This window comes from Undibacterium sp. Ji50W (assembly GCF_049340445.1).
Classification (GTDB): Bacteria; Pseudomonadota; Gammaproteobacteria; order Burkholderiales; family Burkholderiaceae_D; genus Undibacterium.
On the sequence record NZ_JBMPOX010000008.1, the window covers coordinates 192,906 to 213,744 of the forward strand.

Consider the following 20,839-nt stretch of genomic DNA (forward strand, 5'->3'; position numbering starts at 1 on the left):
AGTGGGTACCCCTCACTTCATATCCCTATCCCCGTCCAGACAGGCGGGGATATTTCTTTTTGAAACCGCCATGGAACTTTTAGAATTGCTGCAGATGGCAGCCCCAGTCATGATGAAGGGGGTTGCCTATACCTTGTTATTTGCGACGGGTGCGATGGTTGGTGGCCTGATATTGGGATTCTTGCTGGCAGTTGCACGTATATTGCCGTTTGCCGTGATCAGTACTCCGGCAGCCGTCTATGTCAGCCTGATACGCGGTACACCGCTGCTGGTGCAGATTTTTGTCATCTACTATGGATTACCTGGCATAGGCATAGAATTTTCTGCCACCGCAGCCGGTATTCTGGCGCTGAGTCTGAACGCCGGTGCCTATCTGTCAGAGAGTATACGTGGGGCGATCCTGGGTGTCAGCCGTGGCCAGTGGCTGGCCAGTTTCAGCCTTGGTTTGAACTATGGGCAGACCCTGCGCTACGTCGTGGTGCCACAAGCCATGCGTACTGCCGTGCCATCCATGAGCAATACCCTGATCAGTCTGATCAAGGATACTTCTCTGGTATCAGTCATTACGGTGACTGAGTTGATGCTGGCCACCAAGGAAGTCATCGCCACCAGTTTTCGCCCCTTGCCCCTGTATATTGCCGCAGCCTGCGTGTACTGGGCGCTCAGCCTGTGTTTTGAAGTAGTACAAAGACGGCTGGAAAAACGCCTGCAAAAAGCCCATCAGGTTTGATAGCAATTAAGCTGGCGTTGCAGCCTCTCCCTGCAATCCATTCAGATAAGCGACCGTCAGTTTGGACTGCAATGCTGCCTGCAGCAATTCGGATGGAATGACCCAGGTGTCAGAGCGGGTCATGGTCAATGTCTGGCCAGGTATCAGGCTGGCTTTATAGCCATAATGGGTCAGGCAGGCAGTGATCCAGGATTCCATGATTTCCAGCACATAAAAACGCTTGCCCATCGGTGACAAAAAGCTGATGCCTTCTGGCCTGAGTCTTTCCCATAAGCCATTCGGATCAGTCGCCATTCTTACCAGTTCATTCAAGGGCAGGGTTTGCGGGTCCATCCAGCTACCGGCGAATCTTTGCATATTCTGCTGCTGCAAGACTTCTGTGGCATAGCGGTCCCAATCACACTGCTGCAATTTTTCTTTTTCAAACAGGGCATACCAGGCATTCTCTGTTTCTGCTTCCCCGCCCAGTAAATGCAGGCATTGTGACAGAGGTGGAAAACTGGGTCTCGCACCAGGAACGATAGCGGCCACTCTTTCTTCCAGGCTGGGATGGGTATCAAATTCTGAGGTGGCATGCGATTCGGCATAGTTAATCGCAGTTTGAATATCGGCCCGCTTCACACCTGGTTTGCAAAAGCGGCGAAAGCCTTCAAAGATGGGCATGCGGGCACCGCGATTTAATGCAGGACCAAGCTCATAGTCGAGATAGCTGGACCACATCGGCGAAATCAAATGGACTTTCTCCAGCGCGCTACGGGTGGCTACTGGGCCAAATTTTTTTGCAGCCAAAGCATCAGCGGCAAATTCCTGCTCACGCGACACAGCGGCAGATAATCTCAAGAACCATTTACCATAGTAACGGAAAAACACATCCAGGAAAAACAGGGAATCATCGAGGTCGGTGACGGTATAGGCAATGGCTGTGCGGGTACGGTATACCCATGGCCCCAGCGACAAATCGCCAGCGACGAAGTGACCAAATTCGTGGGCGATGACTGAGCCCAGTTCTGCTTCTGACAACGTGCCCAGCAAGGGCAGGCCCAAGCCGACTTCAAGTTCTTTTATTTTGCCGCGCCAGTTTTTTTTGCCGCTGATAAAGGCAGATTCTACACCGATCAAATGGATATGGACGGGTGCATCCACCTTGAGTTCCCTGGCGATGCGTTCCACCAAAGCATACAGTGGGGCGGCGGTCTGGCGTGACAAAGGCTTGACGGTCGCGGTACTCTTTTTTTCTTTGCTGCGTGGACGCAGTGAATAAGCCAGCGTCAAGGCGGCGATGCCTGCGACGATACCAGAAAACTGTAGCGTGGAACGGTGATTGATCTGGGTAAGCGGTACCCAGGCCAGACCAATAACCAGGCCAAGAGCGAGTATCCAGAAACCCAGCCATAGGGCAACGACCAAGCCAGCGCGGCGGGTCAAATTGGTTTGTTGTGGTTTGCGTTGATGATCAGTTTTCATAATTAAGCTCAGCTTTGCCATTGCCTGATTGCCGTGCTGACTATACCTTGCAGCACATCTGTTTTTGCCGCCAACTGCCTTAGATTTTGCCGTTCTTGTGATGACAGTTGCGGATTGCGTGAACGGATAAAATAGGCCGCAGCCAGCACATCGGTTTCAAAGTCTACCTCATTCAGATTGACTTTTTCACCCCGTACAAATTGCTCAAAAACCGACAAATCTGCTTTGTGCATAGGCATCAATGCTTGCAGTTTATCTTTTGTGGCTTGATCGTTAATACGGCTGGCCTCGCCATAGAGCAGTGCCAGTTGATCTGTACCCAGATGTGCGCGTACCTGTATCGTGCTGAAACGCTTCATCAAATCCAGTGTCTGCTGTGGCGAGCTGCGCAGGCTTTCTGAAAGTTTAACCGCAGGAAGCTCACGATTTGCTACATTATTCGGCGACAGGCCGGCTCTGGCGCGGTAAATGTCCAGCAGTTTATCATCGTCATCTTCAGGCATGCTGCGCAAATATTTGTCAGCATCGCCACTACCCATTTGCCGGGCAACTTCACTGAATTCCAGCGCACGCGCAGCTCTTTCCACACCCTTGCTGTTATTGATTGCGGCATCCAGCAATGTAAGCGCTTCGCCAGCACGTTGTTGTGCCAGCAATAGCCTGATCTCTGTATCAAATAAGCGGCTGGCATTTTCTGGCGAGAGCGTATGCAGTTGTAGCAAATCCTGCGCAGCGCCACGGCTGTCACCATGGACATACTTTCGCCAGATCAGACTGCGCAAGATATTGGCATCTTTCGGGAATTTTTGTGCCAAGTCCTGCATGGCCTGTAAACCTTCGACACCGCTGAGTAAGGATGCATACAAATATTGTTCAGATGAAGAGTCAGCATGCTGGCTGGCACGTTGTGCATATTCCTTCAGCATAGTTTCATGTTCACCGATGTCATCACGCAAATCCTGGATGCTACGCTCCAGCATGACGTCTTCCGGGTGTAGCTTCAAGATTTTACGGTTCAGGCGCAATGCTTCTGCATGAGAGATACTGTTCGCGACATACAGGGCAATGTCAGTGGAGCGTGATTCCCAACCCTTGAGAGCAGCATTGGCTTCCAGTGCAGGCAGCATGTCTTTTTCCTGACCATGTGAGAATGCATAGTTCAGGCAAGACATCACGCCTGGCGTACCTGCCTGTGTGATGACGGTCAATTGCTTCACGCTGAGTGTGTCCTGGTGCTTGCTCATGCTTAAGGTTTGCGGCGGTTCTGTGAACAGGTACTGGATGTCGGAAAACTCCAGCAGCCGCTTACCGCAATACACAATCTGACTCCCTCCCTCATCAGGAGTGGCGGGTTTTACTTTACGGTAGATGATAGTATTTGCTACCAGTGGTGCAGCACCTGCGATATTCCATATGTTATGGCGGTCGTTACTTTCCAGAGACTGGTCATACGTATCTATGACGCCAGCCTTGTCGGCGCTGGCTTCACCCAGTAAATGACCTACTGGCAAAGTCAAAGTGGCACGGTCCATTGCTGCCACCGTCAGCGTCTGATCACCAATCTTTACTTTTACCGGTACATCAAAGCCATTGAGTACCGTCAAATCCTGGTTGCTGGCTTCATGATAGCTATGTGCTGCACCCGACAAGACCATGATGACCAAAGCCAGTGCCAGGCCGCGTGTATATAGCCAGCCCATGATGCCCAAAGGTGCGCGGGCGTAGATTTGCCATTGCCTGTCGCCTGTGCTGAGCACCACATAAGAACCCATAGGGATGAGTGGTATTCCAAACAGGATGACGAAAGCATGCAAGGCAATATGGCTACCATCGGTGTCCCGCTCTGATTCACCAACAAAACTGAAGCCGACTGAGTTGATCGTCCCCAGTGATGGTGTGCCTTTCAACGGTTTGGCAAACAGGCGTCGTTCGCTGGTCAATTCCTTGAGCAGATTCTTGTGCTGTGGCAGGCGGCGGAACAGGCGAGCCAGCACTAAAGAACGATAGACCTTGAATGGGTCACCAGATTCTATGGCCCGGCTGATTTTCGGATCATCGCTGAAGGTGCGCAACTCTGGCACACGCTGAAATAAATTGGCTGGATCAGATATGGACATACGGGTTAATTGATTAAATTACTAAAAAATAGGCTGAATCGATGTGGTGGATGTGCTCTTGCTATTGTCTATTGAAAACCGATCATCAGTTTTTCCTGAATCGTGGTGCCAGCGACAAAACAACCAGTGCAGTGGCGATCGGTAATGTGGAAATGAAACCAAAATGCTTGAAGCCATAAGCGCCAGTTACTGCACCAGAAAAAAAAGAGAACACCAGCAAGCCATGCAAATGCAGTTTTTGTAAATTAGCACTCACTTCATTTTCATGGTGAACTTCGTCTTTATTCCTGTTCCAATAAATCATCTTGCCCAGTTCTATGCCGATGTCAGTGAGCAGGCCCGTGACATGGGTAGTGCGTATCTCAGAATGGGAGATTTTTGTGATCAGGGCATTTTGCAAGCCCATCACATAACAGAGCAAGACAGTGGTGAAAGAGACGGTGATCACCGCATGTTCCTGCAATTCAGTACCAACCAGGCCGAAGACCAGTAACAAGCTGGCCTCCAGCAGCAAGACTGGTGTATAGATATAGCGAAACTGGTTGCGCCTGGCATAGTTGACGATCAGGGACGTGCAGGCCGCACCCCAGGCAAAAGCAATCAGCATGAACAATGCAGCAAAAGCGGGTAGTAGCTTACCCAGTATCAGGTCGTCCGCGGCAGAAGAAAGCATGCCGGTCATGTGGGAAGTGTATTGTCCGACGGCCAAAAAACCACCTGCATTCAAGGCCCCGGCTACACATGCAAGACTCACTCCCAGGTGCAGATTAGACCGGGGAGTGCGCTTGGGTGACGTCAGGTTTGCAAGGTAATTGATGGGCATGCACGAAAAGGTTTGTTTTTTTGCCAGTTTGACTTGAGTTTAGCCGAAAAACTGGCAGAAATGCACGTCTGTTTGCATTTGCTACCTTTGTGCATGTTGTTTTATCTCATTGTTACTTCCATCCTTAAGTGATTAGAACTCATTTCATCAATAGGGATGAGTGCGAGCAAGGCGATTCGGGATGCAGTGCAAGGCGTCGTCGCGCAGCTAAGGCTGGTGCCTTAGCAAGCGCGTTGCAACAACCTCATGCTGCAATGCGCCCGCAAAGAGTAAATGCAGCCAGCTCCCGAAGGGTTTGCCTCATAACGCGTGCTGGACTGCGTTGGACTCGTTGTCAATAGACCCGCTATTGACTGCCTCGTCCGCCTTGCCAGCCCGCGTTATGAGGCAAACGCATCTCAACCCTATTGATGAAATGAGTTCTAATAGCTTACATGGCTGGTCTGTGCGTAGACAAAAACCTGCGGTGATCCTGGAAATTCAGGGCACAGCGCTGTATGAAATCACCCAGTGGGTTTGCTTTGTCCTGGCCGGTATCCGGCGCGCTTGTATCGGCTTCCGGGAACAGGCCCATGCCTGCCATTAATGCATACCAGGAACCTATGGGGTAATATTTTTCTATATTCTGCCGGCGGATTTCATCCCCCAGATCACACCCTTCCAGCCAGGCGGCAAAGATGTGTTTGAGCGAGTCGGGGATACCATTCAGGTTGGCTGCATTGGCCTTCCAGTAGTCCGTATCGGTCCTGGTATTGGTTTTGTAATGGGCAATGATGTAATTGCGATGGCCATCAAAATAGTCATTGATTTCCTGGTTGTAGACTTGTTGGGCCTGCTCGCTGAGATCACCTTTTTCCAGGAACAGGCAAAAGATGGCGGCAGTCATTTGCGTCAGGTAGAGCGCGGTTGCTTCCAGCGGTTCCAGAAAACCCTGAGACAAGCCAACCGCAAGACAATTCTTGTTCCAGTGTTTTTCGACACGTCCCAGTTTCATCTTCAGGTGGCGCGCCTGGGTGTCTGATTCCAGCAAGCCCAGCTTGCTGCGTAGCTCATGCTCTGCCTGGTCTGCGGTGGTGAAGGAAGAGCTGTACACATAGCCATTACCAAAGCGGTTTTGCAGCGGGATGCGCCACGACCAGCCATGTTTCATGGCGATGGAGACGGTTTGCGTGGGGATCGCTTCGCCGATATCCGATGGCATGGCAATCGCGGCGTCATTGAATAAATTGTCGGCATAGCTGACAAAAGGTGTTTTCAGGGTTTTGCCTATCAGCAGCGCCGCAAAGCCGGAACAGTCAACGAAGAAATCTGCTTCCATGCTGCTGCCGTCTTCCAGCAGCACTGCGGCGATATTGCCGCTGGCATCCTGTCGCGCATCCGTGATGTGGGCACTGACGTGGCGCACACCCATTTGCAAGGCTTTCTTGTGCAGGTATTTGCCCAGCAGCATGGCATCAAAATGATAGCCGTAGGTGGTAAAGAAAGGAAAGTGGTGGGCAGCGATAGGGGCCAGGTGTTGGTCTGCCAGTTCAGAAGACAGGAAAAACTTGTTTGGCAGGGCGCACACGTCTGCACCTTGCAGGCGCGCCTTGACGTTATTCACAAAGACCGGCAGCGTCAGGTTATCCACCATGGTGGCAAACTGGTGGAAATAACTTTCATGACCAGGTTTGGTGGACCAGCCATCAAAGGTGATACCGGACTTGTAGGTGGCATTACACTCTGGCATCCATTCGCTTTCCTGTATGCCGAGGTTATCGAAAAACTTTTTCAACACCGGTGTGGAACCTTCGCCGACACCTATGACACCTACCGTCGGTGATTCGACAACGGTGATTTCCACACCCTTGTCCTTGACCGAGTTGGCAATAATCAGGGCTGCCATCCATCCGGCAGAGCCACCCCCGACGATCATGATTTTTTTGATGGGTTCTTGCATGGTCATGGTCCTAGACTGTAAATACAATGGTAAGCATATCTGAGAACCTGCTCACGATCTTACTGCGTGGGTGCAATCAGAGACCACGCGGGGCTCATGCGCTGCTCAAAATGCTCATGTACTTAAGTACATTCCGCTTTTTACGCTGCTCTTCACTCCCGCTGACGCATGCTCGCTACAGATCGTGAACAGGTTCTGACAACTCAGCATGTCAATGAAAAAAAGTGATGGGGCAAAACGCACCATCACTTTAAAAAATCGGGAAGAGGGCAAAAACTATCCGGGCCCTCCGCCTGATCGGAAAAAATTACATCTTGGCGTGCAAAGTCAGGAAGATTTGACGGCCATTTTTATACAGGGATGCCGGCAAATCTGCTGCGCCTGGGGTTTTGGTGACTGAGCTGACCAGGGGATTGTTCAAGTCCTTGCCATCCAGAGAGATCGAGAAATTGTCGCTGATCTGGTAAGCCAGGGTGGCAGACAAAGTACCGATATCGTTCTGGTAGGCAGCGCTGTTACGGCTGGTACCGTTCAGGAAGCCGGAACGATAGCTGTATGTCAGACGTGCACTGAACTTGCTGTCTTCATAGAATACACCCAGGTTATATGCATTTTTAGAAGTACCGATCAAAGTACAATCCGGGGCCAGTACATCGCCACACTTGGAACCAGGAGCCTGACCGGTTTCCTTGCCCAGTGTGTAGGTGTAGTTGGCGTTGATACCAAAGCCGGCTGGCAATGCCTGGATGTATGACAATTCCAGACCCTTTACTTCAGCTTGTGTATTGATCGGCGTGCTCATCGCATACACAGTGTTTTTCTTTTGGATCTGGTTGTAGAACGTGCCTGTGCTTGCACCATAGGTCACGTAACCATCCAGAGCCGAATAGAAAAGATCAGCAGACACCATGGATTTCGGTGCGAAATACCATTCCACGCCCAGATCAACCGTGTTGGCACGGATAGGTTTCAGGTTAGGGTTACCACCGTTGCCTGTACCTTGTACGTCACGCAAATCCAGACCAGCCATTTGGCCCAGTTCAGGGCGTGCCATGGTGCGGGAAACACCAAAGCGGGCGACGATATCCTTGGTCACATCCAGACGGAAGTTAGCACTTGGCAGGAAATCGACATAGCTGTTCTTATAGGTTTTCGGCTCAAAGTTGCCAGATGGGCCGATTTCGTTACGGGTAACTTCTTCGCTGGTACGGGCAACACGGACACCAAAATTGCCACTGAAGCCTTCACTACCAAAATCAGCCATCACATACGCCGACTGGGTTGGTTCCTTGATGGTGAACTCATTTTGCAGCAGGTGACCACTGTAGTTGGTGTACTGAGACAGCCAGGCATTCACTGCAGACTGAGAGAAAGTCCAGTAACCGGCACCATTTGCACCCAGGTCATTAAAGATGCCAGGGAAAGCCGTCAGGCCGGACATTGGCAGGTTGGCTGCATTCGACAAACCTGGCAATGCATTGACACCGATAGAGCTCAGTTCACGCTTGTGTTCTGCTGCGCGGAAACCAAAACGGACGGTAGGAATGCTGGCGAGGTCGGTTTTATACACGCCGTCGATTTGTGCATAATCTTCTTTATCGTTGGCGGTGACGTGGGAACCGTAGGTGTACGGTGCGCCAGGTGTACCAGGCGCGCCATTGTTGAAACCACCGATAGAGAACTTGTCTGCACCCGGCGTGACATACGTCACTGCCTTGTCGGTACCATTGATGGTGTAGCTTCCACCTGTCCATGGCATCCAGATACCCATGGCGCCGCTGACGGTATTGCCCAGGCCTTTTGTGGTACCCAGTTTGCCGCTCAAAGTGAAGCGGTCATTCACACGGACGGAACCGTCGATGTTAAAGAACTGTGACTGGCTTTCTGCGATAGGGCGGGAGAAAATTTCCTGCACTGCGCTGGACATGCCGCTGCAAGGGATGCAACCTGCCGGATTACCCACGTTTAACTGGCTGATGACGCCCTGGCTCAAGGTGCCGGTGATGGCGCTGGAAGGGAAGCCTGTAGTCGCCCAGGATGGACCAACAAAACGGCCCAGTGACTGCATGAAGTTGTGGTTGATGTTTGGTGCATCCAGGTGTGACTGGAAGGCGGTCACATCAATGTTCACATCGTTCGATGGCTTGAACTGGAAGTCGATCAAACCGCCCTGACGTGTACGCTGTTGTTCAAACCAGGCAGTACCACCGAGGAAGTTGGTGATGGCACCAGATGCTGGTGAAGTCGCTGTATTGGCTGTACCCGCACCTTTGATGGCGCTGTCGATAGGGCTGCCAACATCAACCTTGTCCCACCAGATCTGATTCTCTTGCCCGGCACGGCTGAGCGTACGTTTTTGATGGAAACCCTGCACCAGGATACCCATGGTGGACGCATCATTTTTCCATGCGACCATGCCACTCAGCTGTGGATCGGATTTGCTGGAATTTTCAGAATTGACCATGCCGATACTGGCCTGGGCATTGAATTGTTTTTTGAAATCCAGCGGTTTGCGTGTTTCAATATCCACTACGCCTTCAGCGCCGCCTTCCAGCAGATTGGCTTGTGAACCTTTGTGTACTGTCACACGCCCGATCAGTTCAGATGGGAACAGCGAGAAGCTCACGCTGCGGCCACCGCCAACAATATTATCGGCAAACCAGTCACCGCTGGAAACAGAATGGCCGTTCAAGGTCGTCAAGGTCAGGCCAAACGGCGTGCCGCGCAGGGCAACACGGTCATTTTCACCAAAGCTGCCTTCGCCACCGCCGGCGGCAGCCACGCTGACGCCAGGTACGCGTTGCAGTGAGTCGGCAACGTTTTTATCCGGCATCTTGCCGATGTCTTCAGCAGTAATGACTTCAACGAAAGTATCTGCATTACGTTTTTGATTCATGGACTGTTGCAGCGATGCGCGAATACCAGTAACGACCACTTCTTGTGGTTCTTTTGGTTTTGCTGCTGTTTCTTGTGCCTGCGCTTGCATGGCGACGCTCATGACCAGAAGTGCAACTGCGGATGCCATCGGCGTTAGATTACTTCTCATCGGACTCAATTTATTTTGCATTTAGTTCTCCTTCGGTTAAGACCTGCCGACCACTTCAGGCCATTACAAAAAATTGCTTACTCCCCCAAATACCTTACGCACTTGACATAGACGACAGTGACTATTTTCGGTACCACCCGCTGCATCATAAAATTTCATTCTGAGTTAACTACCACTCGAAACAACTACACCGGATGTGACGAACTTTAGTGATGGCTAAACAGGTTGTCAATCGGTATCTAAGTGGTATCTATGCGATGTTTGATTGGTTTCTACTTTGTCATGGTTATATCGTGTATGCATATGATTTTATTGAATAAATTATTTTTTTAAATTTGCCAATTATAGAAGTGGACTGATGTTTTAAACCCACAGCCTGAACTTGAACGGCAAATTTTCGATAAGGAAAGTGGATTTAAAGTGGAATTGATTCTGGTTTTTTTGATGGAATTTCTGTGCGACAATTTTCAGCAGCTTATGGCTTTGGTGAGCCTGCCTGAAGCTGGTTTTTTGGGGAGGGAATTTCTAAAAGCAAGACACCTTCACACCGGTTGAATATAGAACCAAGCTGAATGCGGCTTAATGTGGGGCCTCAAAATGCCGCACTGCGGCAAGTTAGATCGTTGGTGGAATCTTGCTGGTATTCATCGTTATCATTCCCCGGACTGGCGGTTTTCGTAATTGCGCCAGACGGCAGGGCGCAGCAGAATGCAAGCTCAAATAAAGCTGTTTATTCTAATAAAACGAGACTCCCGCCATGTTAAAACCCCTGCTGTTCGCTTTGGCGACGCCGCTTTTGCTCAGTTTTTCACACGCTGCCGAGGTGCGTCGCATCAGTGTTGATGTCAACGCGCCGGTTGTGCAACGTGATCACTTTGCTGATTTATCCGTTGGTTCTGACTATCCGGGTACGCTGATCAGGGAAGACAGTCTGGCGCAATTGCGGACTGTGAAGGATGAACTGGGTTTTCGCTATTTGCGCTTCCATGGCATTTTTCATGATGTCCTGGGCACATATACTGAAGCTGACGGCAAACCGGTCTATAACTGGACCAAAATTGATTATCTGTTTGACCGCATATTGGGTATGGGTATCAAACCCTTTGTAGAGCTGGGTTTCACGCCACATGCAATGCGAAGCTCTGAGCAGACGATCTTTTACTGGAAGGGGAATACCTCGCATCCCGACCCGCTAAAGTGGATGGCACTGGTGGATGCGTTTGTACGTCATGTGCAAGTCCGTTATGGCGTAGAAGAAGTCAGAAGCTGGTATTTTGAAGTCTGGAATGAACCGAATCTTGACGGTTTCTGGGAAAAGGCAGATCAGGCAGCCTATTTCGATTTATATGAAAGAAGCGCCCGCGCCCTCAAGGCCATAGACCCGCAACTGCGGGTAGGCGGACCAGCCACCGCCGGTGCGGCCTGGGTGCCTGAATTTTTGGCGTTCACCCATAAGACTGGCGCACCAGTTGATTTTGTCACCACCCATACCTACGGTGTCGATGGTGGATTCCTTGATGAGAATGGTGCAAGCGACACCAAATTATCCGTTTCACCAAACGCTATAACAGGGGATATACACAAGGTACGTGCACAAATCAAAGCGTCTTCGTATCCAGAGTTGCCACTCTTTTTTACTGAGTGGAGCACCAGCTATACACCGCGCGATCCGGTGCATGATTCTTACATCAGTGCCGCTTATATCCTCAGCAAATTGAGAGCCACCGAGGGCGCGGTGCAGGGCATGAGTTATTGGACTTACACCGATCTGTTTGAAGAACCAGGCCCACCAACGGCATCGTTTCAAGGTGGTTTTGGTTTGCTCAACCCTGAAGGTATACGTAAGCCTGCCTACTTTGCTTACAAATACCTGCATCAACTGGGCGAAGCCGCAATTGCCACCCAGGACCCGCAAAGCTATGTCACCCGCACAGACAGGGCTGTGCAGGTGCTGGCATGGGATTTTCATCAACCTGTGCAGAACAAGAGCAACCGCGGTTTCTACACCACCGTGCTGCCATCCAAAAGTGTAACGCCATTGGAGCTGGATGTCAGTGGCCTGGAACCAGGAAATTACACCGCCTACATTTACCGCACTGGTTTCAGATCGAATGATGCCCACACCGCATATCTGGAAATGGGTTCGCCTGCTAAGCTGAGTACGACGCAACTGCAAGCATTGCAGGATTTGACGACAGACAAGCCCGAGCTTCGCCAGGTCAAGGTTCACCAATCGACCAGGGCCAGCATCAAAATTGACATGCGTGAGAATGATGTGATCCTGGTCAAGCTGCTGCCGAGCGGAAAAAAATTGCCTGCCAAATGTTGCCAGGCACATCACAAATTTAATTTTCCAAGGCGATGAGGTCAGCATGTCGGCTAGCTGTTTTTTCGGGCTTTGCAGCCAGTTACCTTCGGTAGCACGATAGCCCAATGTAGGATCACCAAGATCACAAGCCAGCACAAGTCTCTATCGCACAGCTTCTTTATGTCGTCGCGCTGCTGTCGATAGTTTTTCCAGTCATTGTTCTGATTACTTTATTTTGGACGCGCAGCAAAGAATTGACTTCAAAAAAAGACTTCACTACTCGCTATTGTTGTAATGCCCATGGAAAATCAAGAGCAATTCCGGTTTTATGTCCTACGCATTTCAAACATACCTGCCTTCCCTTATCGTTGGAGCTGATTTCATCATGCGCAAAAAACTGACTGTCAAAAAAATCACCAGGGCGGTAAGCTTTAACCAGACCCGGCGCAATTTGATGCTGGGCATGGCTGGTTTGTATGGCACACCAGCGCTGCTCATGGCGCAAAACACCCAGTCATTAAAAAACACGAATACGCTTTGGTACAAGCAAGCAGCATCTTGTTGGGAAGAGGCGCTGCCGCTGGGCAATGGCCGCCTGGGTGCGATGGTCTTTGGCCGCGTGGCGCAAGAGCGCCTGCAACTTAATGAAGATACCTTATGGGCTGGCGCACCATATACGCCAGACAACCCGGATGCGCGCGCAGCCTTGCCAGAAGTTAGGCAACTGATCGCCGATGGCAAATACAAAGAAGCAGCCGACCTTGCCGGTAACTATATGATGGGCAACCCTCTGAAGCTGATGCCCTATGGCAGCCTGGGTGATGTGTTGCTGACGTTGACGGGCGCGACGCAGCCCAGGCAATATGAACGCCAGCTTGATCTTGCAACGGCGATCAACACGACTTCATACCAAACAGCGGATGGCGCATTCGTGCGCGAAGCGTTTGTGTCGGCGCAAGACCAGGTCATTGTCATGCATATGACGGCAGAACAAGCCAGGCTGGATATTGAACTGGCTTACCGCAGCCCACGCAAGGTGAAATATCCATCTTCTGATTATCAAGGTGCAGATGGTTTAAGCAAACCGGCAACGGTTGAATGGTTGAAGACGGAAGCGGCAGGGGTGTTAAGCACCGGCACCACAATGGTCGCTGATGGCAATGACGCTGTCCTGATCACGGGTAGCAACGAACCTGGCGCGGATGGCAAATCGGGCAAACCGGGCTTGCCTGGTTTGCGCTATGCCCTGCGTATCAAGGTGCTGGCCGATGGCAAGTCCAGTCTGGCAAACAGTGTGTTGAAAGTCAGCGAAGCGCGGACGGTGACACTGTTGATCGCCGCTGCTACCAGCTATGTCAATTACCACGATGTCAGTGGTGACCCGGTGGCGTTGGTCAGGCAGCAAACCGAGCAGGCTGCGGCAAAGCCTTATGCGCTGCTCAAGAGTAATCACATTCGCGATCATCAGGCGCTGTTCAACAACATGTCCATAGCCCTGGGTAGCACGGCGCAGGCAGCGCACCCTACGGACATCCGCATTGCTGCTGCCGAAACCACAGAAGACCCTGCCTTGTCTGCCCTGTATGTTCAGTATGCACGTTACCTGATGATTTCTTCATCTCGTCCCGGTACACAACCAGCGAATCTTCAGGGTATCTGGAACGAAGGCACCAACCCGCCTTGGGGCAGCAAATACACCATCAACATCAATACGCAAATGAACTACTGGCCGGCAGACCCCGCAGGCTTGGGGGCTTGCGTTGAACCATTGCTGCGCCTGGTCGAAGACCTGGCAGTGACGGGGGCCAAAACTGCCAGGACTATGTATAACGCCAGCGGCTGGGTGACACATCACAATACGGACCTGTGGCGTGCGGCTTCGCCCAACGATGGCCCGCGCTGGGGCCTGTGGCCTTGTGGCGGCGCATGGTTATGCAACTCGGTATGGGATCATTACGATTACAGTCGTGATGCGGACGTACTGACGCGGCTGTTTCCGGTCATGCTGGGGGCGTCAGCGTTTTTCCTGGACACCTTGATTGAAGACCCCAAAGGCCGTGGTTTGGTCACTTCGCCTTCACTCTCGCCAGAAAATTCGCATCCATTTGGAACCTCGTTGTGCGCTGGCCCGGCCATGGATCGGCAGATCGTGCACGACTTGTTTAAAAACACACTGGAAGCGGCACATCTGCTGAAACAACAACCGGCTGTGATTGAGCGCATCGCCAAGGCTTTGCCGCAAATTGCAATCGACCGGATCGGAAAAGCCGGACAATTGCAAGAATGGCTGGATGACTGGGATACGCAGGCTCCCGAACAACATCATCGTCACGTTTCCCATCTGTATGCCATTTATCCTAGCAGCCAGATCAATCTGCGCGATACACCGGATTTGTTGCAAGCCGCAAAAAACAGCCTGCGCCAGCGCGGCGACCTGGCCACAGGCTGGGGCACGGCATGGCGTATCTGCCTGTGGGCACGCATGGGTGATGGTGACCACGCACACAGCATATTAAAGGCATTGACCGGCCCCAAACGTACCTACCCCAATATGTTTGACGCCCATCCACCATTTCAAATCGATGGCAATTTTGGTGGCGCAGCCGGTGTCATGGAAATGCTGCTGCAGTCCTGGGGTGGGGAAGTTTTCCTGCTGCCAGCCTTGCCTTCCGCCTGGCCATCAGGTGAAGTCAAAGGCATGCGCGCACGCGGCGGGCTGAGTGTGGATATGCAATGGCATGCTGGCAAGCTGGTGTCGGCAATCCTGCAGGGGCCACCAGGCGCAGCGCTGCGCCTCAGTTATCGCGGCACCAGGATGGATGTCAGCCTGGACGCAAAAGGTATACATCGCCTGCAAGTACCGGTGGCGGCCGCATAAAAAATCAGCCCTGCAAGAAAACTGCAGAGCTGATATTTAAGCTGAGATTCGAGCCGATGTTCGAGCAGACATTCGAGCTTAAATTCGCTCCTGACCAATCAGGCTCGGTTTGCAGGTACCTTCCAAAAACGCACCGCCAACGCGGCCAGCGCTGTCACAGTCGCCAGGCCGGTTACGCCTGTCCAGCCCCATTGTGCCAGCAGGGCACTGCCCAGTGTGGCACCTGCCGCCATGCCAATGAACATACCGACAAACAGCACCGCATTCAGGCGGCTACGTGCACCAGGGTCTATGCCATACACAATGGTTTGATGGGCGATCAGTGTGGTTTGTACGCCCAGGTCAAAGCCGACGGTGCCTATGCCCAGCAACCACAGTTGCGCAGCGGGCGACAGCAAAGGGCTGAGGTTCATTGCCGCAAAAGATACTGCTGTCAGACCCGCACCAAGTTTGGTCACCACACCTGGCCCATGTTTGTCGGCCAGGTGGCCAGCCATGGGGGCCGCCAGTGCGCCAACTGCGCCAGCCAGACCAAAGGCACCCGCGACTGCACTACCCATATGAAACGGCTCTGCATGCAGCATCACTGCCAATGTGGACCAGAAAGCGCCGAAGCCCATTGCCAGAAAACCCTGTGCCAATGCAGCACGGCGCAGCGTGCCGTGACGGCGCAACAGACCCAGCAGCGAACCCAGCAAGGCGCGATAGCTCAAGGTGGTGGTCGGCACAAAATGCGGCAACCCGCGCCAGATGGCGGCAGCAATCAATGAGACACCAGCAGCAGCCAGCACAAACATCGTGCGCCAGCCAAAATGTTCTGCCACAAAACCACTGATAACACGTGACAGCAAGATGCCCATCAACAGACCGGTCATGACCGTGCCCACCACCTTGCCGCGCCGGGATTCATGCGCCAGCGTGGCAGCGGCGGGCACAATATCCTGCGCCATGGTGGCGGTCAGCCCGATAGCCAGACTGGCGATTAACAGTACGCTGAGTGACTGCGCAAAAGCCGCCGCAATCAGCGACACCACCAGTAAACCGGCCTTGGTAAGAATGATATTGCGGCGATCATGTTTGTCACCTAGCGGTGCCAGCAGCAAGATACCCAATGCATAACCCAATTGCGTCAGGGTAGGCACAAAGCCGATATCCAGGTCGCTGACACCAATCTCCGTAGCTAGTATGCCCAGCATGGGCTGGCTGTAATACAGCGATGCCACCGACAGACTGGCGCCACTGGCCAGCAACAGCACCAGCGATGAAGACGGCTGCTGGTGTGCTTCACTGCTATTGTTGCCTGATTGCGCTGCCTGAGTGGTATGCAGAACCAGAGCAGGGGCAGGCCGGCCTGATACGCTCTGATCATGCGGATTATGAACGGAAGACATGGCTTGCTCCTTGGTTTCTTGAGGATTTAACGATTGAAACCAGTGTATTGCGCCGCAAAATAAAACGGTAGTAGCATGGCTTGCAGATTTGTTATACATTTTACGTATGACCAAACCACTTATTCCTCGCCCTGATAATGCTGACAATGCCGCCAATGTGGCCACAGCGGCCCTGATGACAGGGGCAGGTGACCGCATAGAACTGATGCAGACCTTCGTCCGCATCGTCGAGGCGGGCAATCTTTCTGCTGCTGCCGTCCAGTTGGGCACGACCCAGCCGACGGTCAGCCGCCGCTTGCAGTCGCTGGAACAATTGCTGGGCGTGCGCCTGCTACATCGCTCTACCCACAGCATGCGCCTAACCGTGGATGGCGAGCGTTGCTACGAACATGCCAGAAACCTGCTGGTCAGTTGGGCCACGCTGGAATCGGATATACGCGGCACCAATGAAGAACCAGAAGGCGTGTTGCGGGTAGTTGCACCGCACGCCTTCGGGCAGGAACGCCTGATCAAACCGCTGGCCGATTACCTCAAGCGCTATCCGCGTGTATCTGTCGAATGGCTGCTGCATGACGACATCTCGCTGCAAGACTTCATCTCTGCCGGCATAGACTGCGCCATTCAGGTCGGCGAAGTCACTGATTCTTCGCTGGTGGCCATCAAGCTGGCTGAAGTGCCACGCATCGTTGTTGCCGCACCGTCCGTGCTGGCCGGCAGACCGGTGCCGCAGCAGGCGATTGATCTGGCAGGCTTGCCATGGTTATCTTTGCGCACGTTTTACCGCAACGAAGTATTCCTGCACCACGTACACACCGGCGAAATCCAGCGCCTGTCCTTCACCCCCCGCCTGAGCACCGACAACCTCTACGCCTTGCGCACCGCAACACTGGAAGGCCTGGGGGTAGGAATAGGTTCCACCTGGATACTGACCGACGACCTGGCCGCAGGCCGCCTGGTACAACTGGCCCCGCAATGGCAAGCCTCAGCCCTGCCGGTGAACCTGGTCTACCCCTATGCCCGCTTCTATCCAGTACGTTTGCGGCGGTTTATCGAAATGATACGGGCGGCGGTGCCGACTACGTTGCATGGGTGAGTGGTAGTCGGATATCGGCTGGTATCTGCACGGGTGGCAGTCATATTGAACAGCAAAGCTTTGCCCGCAAATTATTAAAAAAGAGAGTCAGCTTAGACGCCGCAGAGTTGTTTTTTATTTTATGCCGGGCTAGACCATGTTTTGCCATAGCTTGATGTTGACGCCTCAAGGCTAATGCAAATGTATCCAAATGTGCCAAATTAGTTTATTATTGAGTAATATTATTTAATTAACATCTTTTGCCTTGAATAATCGGCAAATAGTGTATGGATGAACCTATAGACGTGATGACTTTGAATGGTGACGAGCAGGAAAAGAAGATTTGTCAGCTTGTCCTGACAAAGGAAGATTTGCGCGAGATCCTCAACCGTGTCGATGTCCACGACTAGGCGGGCCTGGATTCTGGACTATAAACAGTATCACGGGACTGGTGACCTATTGCAATCCTTAGGTAGCAGTTTATTCAAGTGTGGTGGGAAAACCGTGCATTATACTAACCGACAAACTTCTGCCGGATAGTCAGTCATATGATTTCTGATTATCTGGTCGCCCATGTGATATCTACCTAGACCGAGTCAGAAAAACCTGGCTTATGATAAAGCATGGGAACACAAAGGAAAATATGATTGTAAATGAAATCGAAGTAGCAGAACTCCAGGATTCTGATGAATACGAAACCTATATTCAGCGTATCAACGACCGGTTCAATACACTTACCGAGCCGATTTTTGAAACTGACTCGACGGGACTGTACGACGCGTATCTTAACGCATTCACTGACGCGGAAGATCGTCAGTGCCACACCTGTTCCTGCTGCAAGCGGTTCATTGAACGCTTCGGCAAACTAGCAACCATTAGCGATGACGGGGAGCTTGTACCTGTCATGTGGAATGTCGAGGAAGCGCCCGAGCGTTACAAGCGAGCTGTGGAGGACATGAGTCGCCTTGTTCGTCGCTCTAAGATAGTAATGCCATTTCTGTCGAGCAGTGCGCAATATGGAACTGCCATCAGCCGCGTTAAAGATACTGGACTTGAATGGCATCATTTTTCCGTACGCCCAGTTAAGTCGCGAATTTTCAAGGGCACCGGACTAAAGAATGCTTTTCAATCAGCCAGCGAGAAGCGTGAGGAATATGGCTCCGTGTGCCAAGCGCTTTCTGAATATAACAAAGATACAGTAGCCATTGCCTTAAATCTGCTGAACAACGATCAACTTGGAAACAGCGTGGCTGCTGTCGGGCAAGCGCAATTTTTGGCTGACTTACACGCCATAACTGCAGCCAGTGCAGCGCTGCGTAACAACCTTGTGTATCGTGCTGTAGCAGTTGCGCCGTCCGGTTTCTGTCACCCACGCAGCAGTATGATTTCAACTCTACTTGATGACATTGCAGCGGGCAAATCATTTGAACAGGCGCAGGCAGCATGGAATGCAAAAATGCACCCATTAGCCTATATGCGCCCGAAGGCTGCCCCCACTACAGGCGCGATCAAGGCGGCGGAAGAATCCATTGCAAAGCTCGGTGCTGCATCCGCACTCAAGCGGCGTTATGCTCGACTCGATGATATTCTAGAAAAACTATGGGAGCCGCGAGCGACGACGAAGCCAGAGCAATCTAAAGGCATATTTTCGAGCATCAGGCCAAAGGAGCAGCAGTCAATTTCTGCGTTCATGCGCGGACCGGCCATTACGATGACTTGGGATAAATTTAACCGTACGGTATTGCCAACAGCCGACGCTGTAGAATTTTATGCCCCGAAGGGGAAGAGTCCATATGTTGCGTTGACTACTGCGAGCGATCCAGACGCAATTCCAATTCTGCAATGGGACAGCGTCGAGCGGCGCAATCCGGTCGCGCTGTACTTGTGGGACGGTGGATCAACGGCGGAATCTTTTGGTCTGTCATCTGGAAAATTTCACAAAGTCAACGCGATTACGCTACGCCCTAGTATGTGGTTTGGAGACAAATTTAGCCACCAAGGTGCAGGAGCTATTTTACTCATCAATGGGGCCAAGGATAGTAAGCCTGGTGCGGGGAATGCACTTTTCCCATCGACCCTCAAATCTGAATACCATGCTGTGCGATCAGTCATTGAGGCATTCTCAAAAGACGCTGAGCTTGGGGGGCGAGATGAGGCGACAGCTTGCGGTTTCCTGATCGGCAAGGAAGCCACGATTTCGCCTCTGCTACGAGTTACGAGTGCAGGGCAGGTAACAGAGTATAAGATCGACCGATGGGATTAGACTAAAGTATTTTAGGTAACTAAAGGCCACAACAAAACGTAAAGGAATCATGTGCATATATTTTCATGTCTGAAAAAATTCATAGCTAGGCGTAAGACACCAGAAAAAAATTTTGAACAATTTTTATCTGGAATTAAGCATAATTGGGAGATAGAGAAAAGTCTTAATTGCTTCACTATGGACAAGGTCTGGGTGAGAACGGATGGAAGGAATATCGGTTATATAGAAGGGATTGTTTTTAGCTTAGATAAAAAAACTGTAGTGATCGGACATATTGCAACGGAGACTGAAAATAAGCGTAAAGGTGATGGCACCTACATCGCTAGGTATTTCGCAAAGAAAATTAGAGACCTTTATGGGACTAAGACTGTCATATTTCGCCAAACGCGAAATTATGAGGACGGTTATGAATTGTTTTTTAAATCGCTTGGCGCGAAAGCTTCATATATAAATGGTATCACTAGTGTCCCAACGTTTTCATGTCAGAGGATCGTAAGTCAATGATTTGTTTGCATAAAATGATGTTTTCATCTGGTCTCGATTTGAACGTCGAGGTGCAGAATTGGAGCTTTTTGCGGATATCCGCCGAAGGCTCCTATGCATCAGGGCAAACTCGTTTTCTCGCAGGTCATGACGTATTTGCCGCTGACCACCTTTCGACGATGCGTAGCAGCCCACAGAGGCGAGCACAAGGTCAAGGATTTTTCTTGTCTGGATCAGTTCTTTGCCATGGCGTTTGCGCAATTGACCTATCGGGAATCGCTGCGCGATATCGAGGTCAATTTGCGTGCCCAGGCCCATCGGCTGT

Annotated in this window: 14 protein-coding genes; 8 read left to right on the forward strand and 6 right to left on the reverse strand. The window is 51.6% G+C overall.

Features of this window, described 5'->3' with window-relative positions; all coding sequences use genetic code 11:
* Positions 1-70 precede the first annotated feature (70 nt).
* Positions 71-730 carry an amino acid ABC transporter permease gene (locus ACO0K9_RS14245; protein ID WP_422985981.1) on the forward strand — a complete coding sequence of 220 codons (660 nt, stop codon included), beginning with the start codon at positions 71-73 and terminating at the stop codon, positions 728-730.
* A 6-nt stretch (positions 731-736) separates the two neighbouring features.
* Here the strand turns inward: ACO0K9_RS14245 and ACO0K9_RS14250 are convergent, their stop codons facing one another.
* From ACO0K9_RS14250 to ACO0K9_RS14270, 5 genes are all read right to left on the reverse strand, one after another.
* Entirely contained in the window at positions 737-2,194 is a 1,458-nt protein-coding gene (locus tag ACO0K9_RS14250; protein WP_422985983.1) for a M48 family metallopeptidase, read from the reverse strand.
* Between the two features lie 8 nt (positions 2,195-2,202).
* Entirely contained in the window at positions 2,203-4,311 is a 2,109-nt protein-coding gene (locus tag ACO0K9_RS14255; RefSeq protein ID WP_422985985.1) for a hypothetical protein, read from the reverse strand.
* Between the two features lie 85 nt (positions 4,312-4,396).
* The gene (locus ACO0K9_RS14260) at positions 4,397-5,134 is read right to left on the reverse strand and encodes a YoaK family protein (RefSeq protein ID WP_422985987.1); all 738 of its coding nucleotides are present in this window, start codon (positions 5,132-5,134) and stop codon (positions 4,397-4,399) included.
* Positions 5,135-5,564: 430 nt separating this feature from the next.
* Entirely contained in the window at positions 5,565-7,073 is a 1,509-nt protein-coding gene (locus ACO0K9_RS14265) for a tryptophan halogenase family protein (RefSeq protein WP_422985989.1), read from the reverse strand.
* A 307-nt stretch (positions 7,074-7,380) separates the two neighbouring features.
* Complete coding sequence (locus ACO0K9_RS14270) at positions 7,381-10,140, reverse strand: TonB-dependent receptor (RefSeq protein WP_422985991.1); 2,760 nt, start codon at positions 10,138-10,140, stop codon at positions 7,381-7,383.
* A 736-nt stretch (positions 10,141-10,876) separates the two neighbouring features.
* Between ACO0K9_RS14270 and ACO0K9_RS14275 the strand changes: the two genes are divergently transcribed.
* Together ACO0K9_RS14275 and ACO0K9_RS14280 are read left to right on the forward strand one after the other, a co-directional pair.
* The gene (locus ACO0K9_RS14275; protein WP_422985993.1) at positions 10,877-12,484 is read left to right on the forward strand and encodes a GH39 family glycosyl hydrolase; all 1,608 of its coding nucleotides are present in this window, start codon (positions 10,877-10,879) and stop codon (positions 12,482-12,484) included.
* Positions 12,485-12,812: 328 nt separating this feature from the next.
* Complete coding sequence (locus ACO0K9_RS14280) at positions 12,813-15,305, forward strand: glycoside hydrolase family 95 protein (RefSeq protein WP_422985995.1); 2,493 nt, start codon at positions 12,813-12,815, stop codon at positions 15,303-15,305.
* Between the two features lie 98 nt (positions 15,306-15,403).
* Here the strand turns inward: ACO0K9_RS14280 and ACO0K9_RS14285 are convergent, their stop codons facing one another.
* Entirely contained in the window at positions 15,404-16,696 is a 1,293-nt protein-coding gene (locus ACO0K9_RS14285; RefSeq protein ID WP_422985997.1) for an MFS transporter, read from the reverse strand.
* A 106-nt stretch (positions 16,697-16,802) separates the two neighbouring features.
* Here ACO0K9_RS14285 and ACO0K9_RS14290 point away from each other — a divergent pair, with 106 nt between their 5' ends.
* The 5 genes from ACO0K9_RS14290 to ACO0K9_RS14310 form a co-directional block, all read left to right on the forward strand.
* Positions 16,803-17,789 carry a LysR family transcriptional regulator gene (locus tag ACO0K9_RS14290; RefSeq protein ID WP_422985999.1) on the forward strand — a complete coding sequence of 329 codons (987 nt, stop codon included), beginning with the start codon at positions 16,803-16,805 and terminating at the stop codon, positions 17,787-17,789.
* 266 nt (positions 17,790-18,055) lie between these two features.
* Positions 18,056-18,178, forward strand: a complete 123-nt coding sequence (locus ACO0K9_RS14295) for a hypothetical protein (protein WP_422986001.1) — start codon at positions 18,056-18,058, stop codon at positions 18,176-18,178.
* Between the two features lie 203 nt (positions 18,179-18,381).
* A complete protein-coding gene (locus tag ACO0K9_RS14300; RefSeq protein WP_422986003.1) occupies positions 18,382-20,031 on the forward strand; it encodes a hypothetical protein in 1,650 nt (549 codons plus the stop codon).
* A 51-nt stretch (positions 20,032-20,082) separates the two neighbouring features.
* Positions 20,083-20,535 (forward strand): hypothetical protein, encoded by a 453-nt coding sequence (locus ACO0K9_RS14305; RefSeq protein WP_422986005.1) that lies wholly within the window; start codon positions 20,083-20,085, stop codon positions 20,533-20,535.
* A gap of 93 nt (positions 20,536-20,628) precedes the next feature.
* The coding region (locus ACO0K9_RS14310; protein WP_422985260.1) for a DUF4372 domain-containing protein at positions 20,629-20,839 on the forward strand (211 nt) is incomplete at its 3' end.

Bases quoted from the DNA above. Each gene is read 5' to 3' on its own strand.
- ACO0K9_RS14245 (WP_422985981.1), top strand. From the start codon at position 71: ATGGAACTTTTAGAATTGCTGCAGATGGCAGCCCCAGTCATGATGAAG.
- ACO0K9_RS14250 (WP_422985983.1), bottom strand. From the start codon at position 2,194: ATGAAAACTGATCATCAACGCAAACCACAACAAACCAATTTGACCCGC.
- ACO0K9_RS14255 (WP_422985985.1), bottom strand. From the start codon at position 4,311: ATGTCCATATCTGATCCAGCCAATTTATTTCAGCGTGTGCCAGAGTTG.
- ACO0K9_RS14260 (WP_422985987.1), bottom strand. From the start codon at position 5,134: ATGCCCATCAATTACCTTGCAAACCTGACGTCACCCAAGCGCACTCCC.
- ACO0K9_RS14265 (WP_422985989.1), bottom strand. From the start codon at position 7,073: ATGCAAGAACCCATCAAAAAAATCATGATCGTCGGGGGTGGCTCTGCC.
- ACO0K9_RS14270 (WP_422985991.1), bottom strand. From the start codon at position 10,140: ATGCAAAATAAATTGAGTCCGATGAGAAGTAATCTAACGCCGATGGCA.
- ACO0K9_RS14275 (WP_422985993.1), top strand. From the start codon at position 10,877: ATGTTAAAACCCCTGCTGTTCGCTTTGGCGACGCCGCTTTTGCTCAGT.
- ACO0K9_RS14280 (WP_422985995.1), top strand. From the start codon at position 12,813: ATGCGCAAAAAACTGACTGTCAAAAAAATCACCAGGGCGGTAAGCTTT.
- ACO0K9_RS14285 (WP_422985997.1), bottom strand. From the start codon at position 16,696: ATGTCTTCCGTTCATAATCCGCATGATCAGAGCGTATCAGGCCGGCCT.
- ACO0K9_RS14290 (WP_422985999.1), top strand. From the start codon at position 16,803: ATGACCAAACCACTTATTCCTCGCCCTGATAATGCTGACAATGCCGCC.
- ACO0K9_RS14295 (WP_422986001.1), top strand. From the start codon at position 18,056: ATGGATGAACCTATAGACGTGATGACTTTGAATGGTGACGAGCAGGAA.
- ACO0K9_RS14300 (WP_422986003.1), top strand. From the start codon at position 18,382: ATGATAAAGCATGGGAACACAAAGGAAAATATGATTGTAAATGAAATC.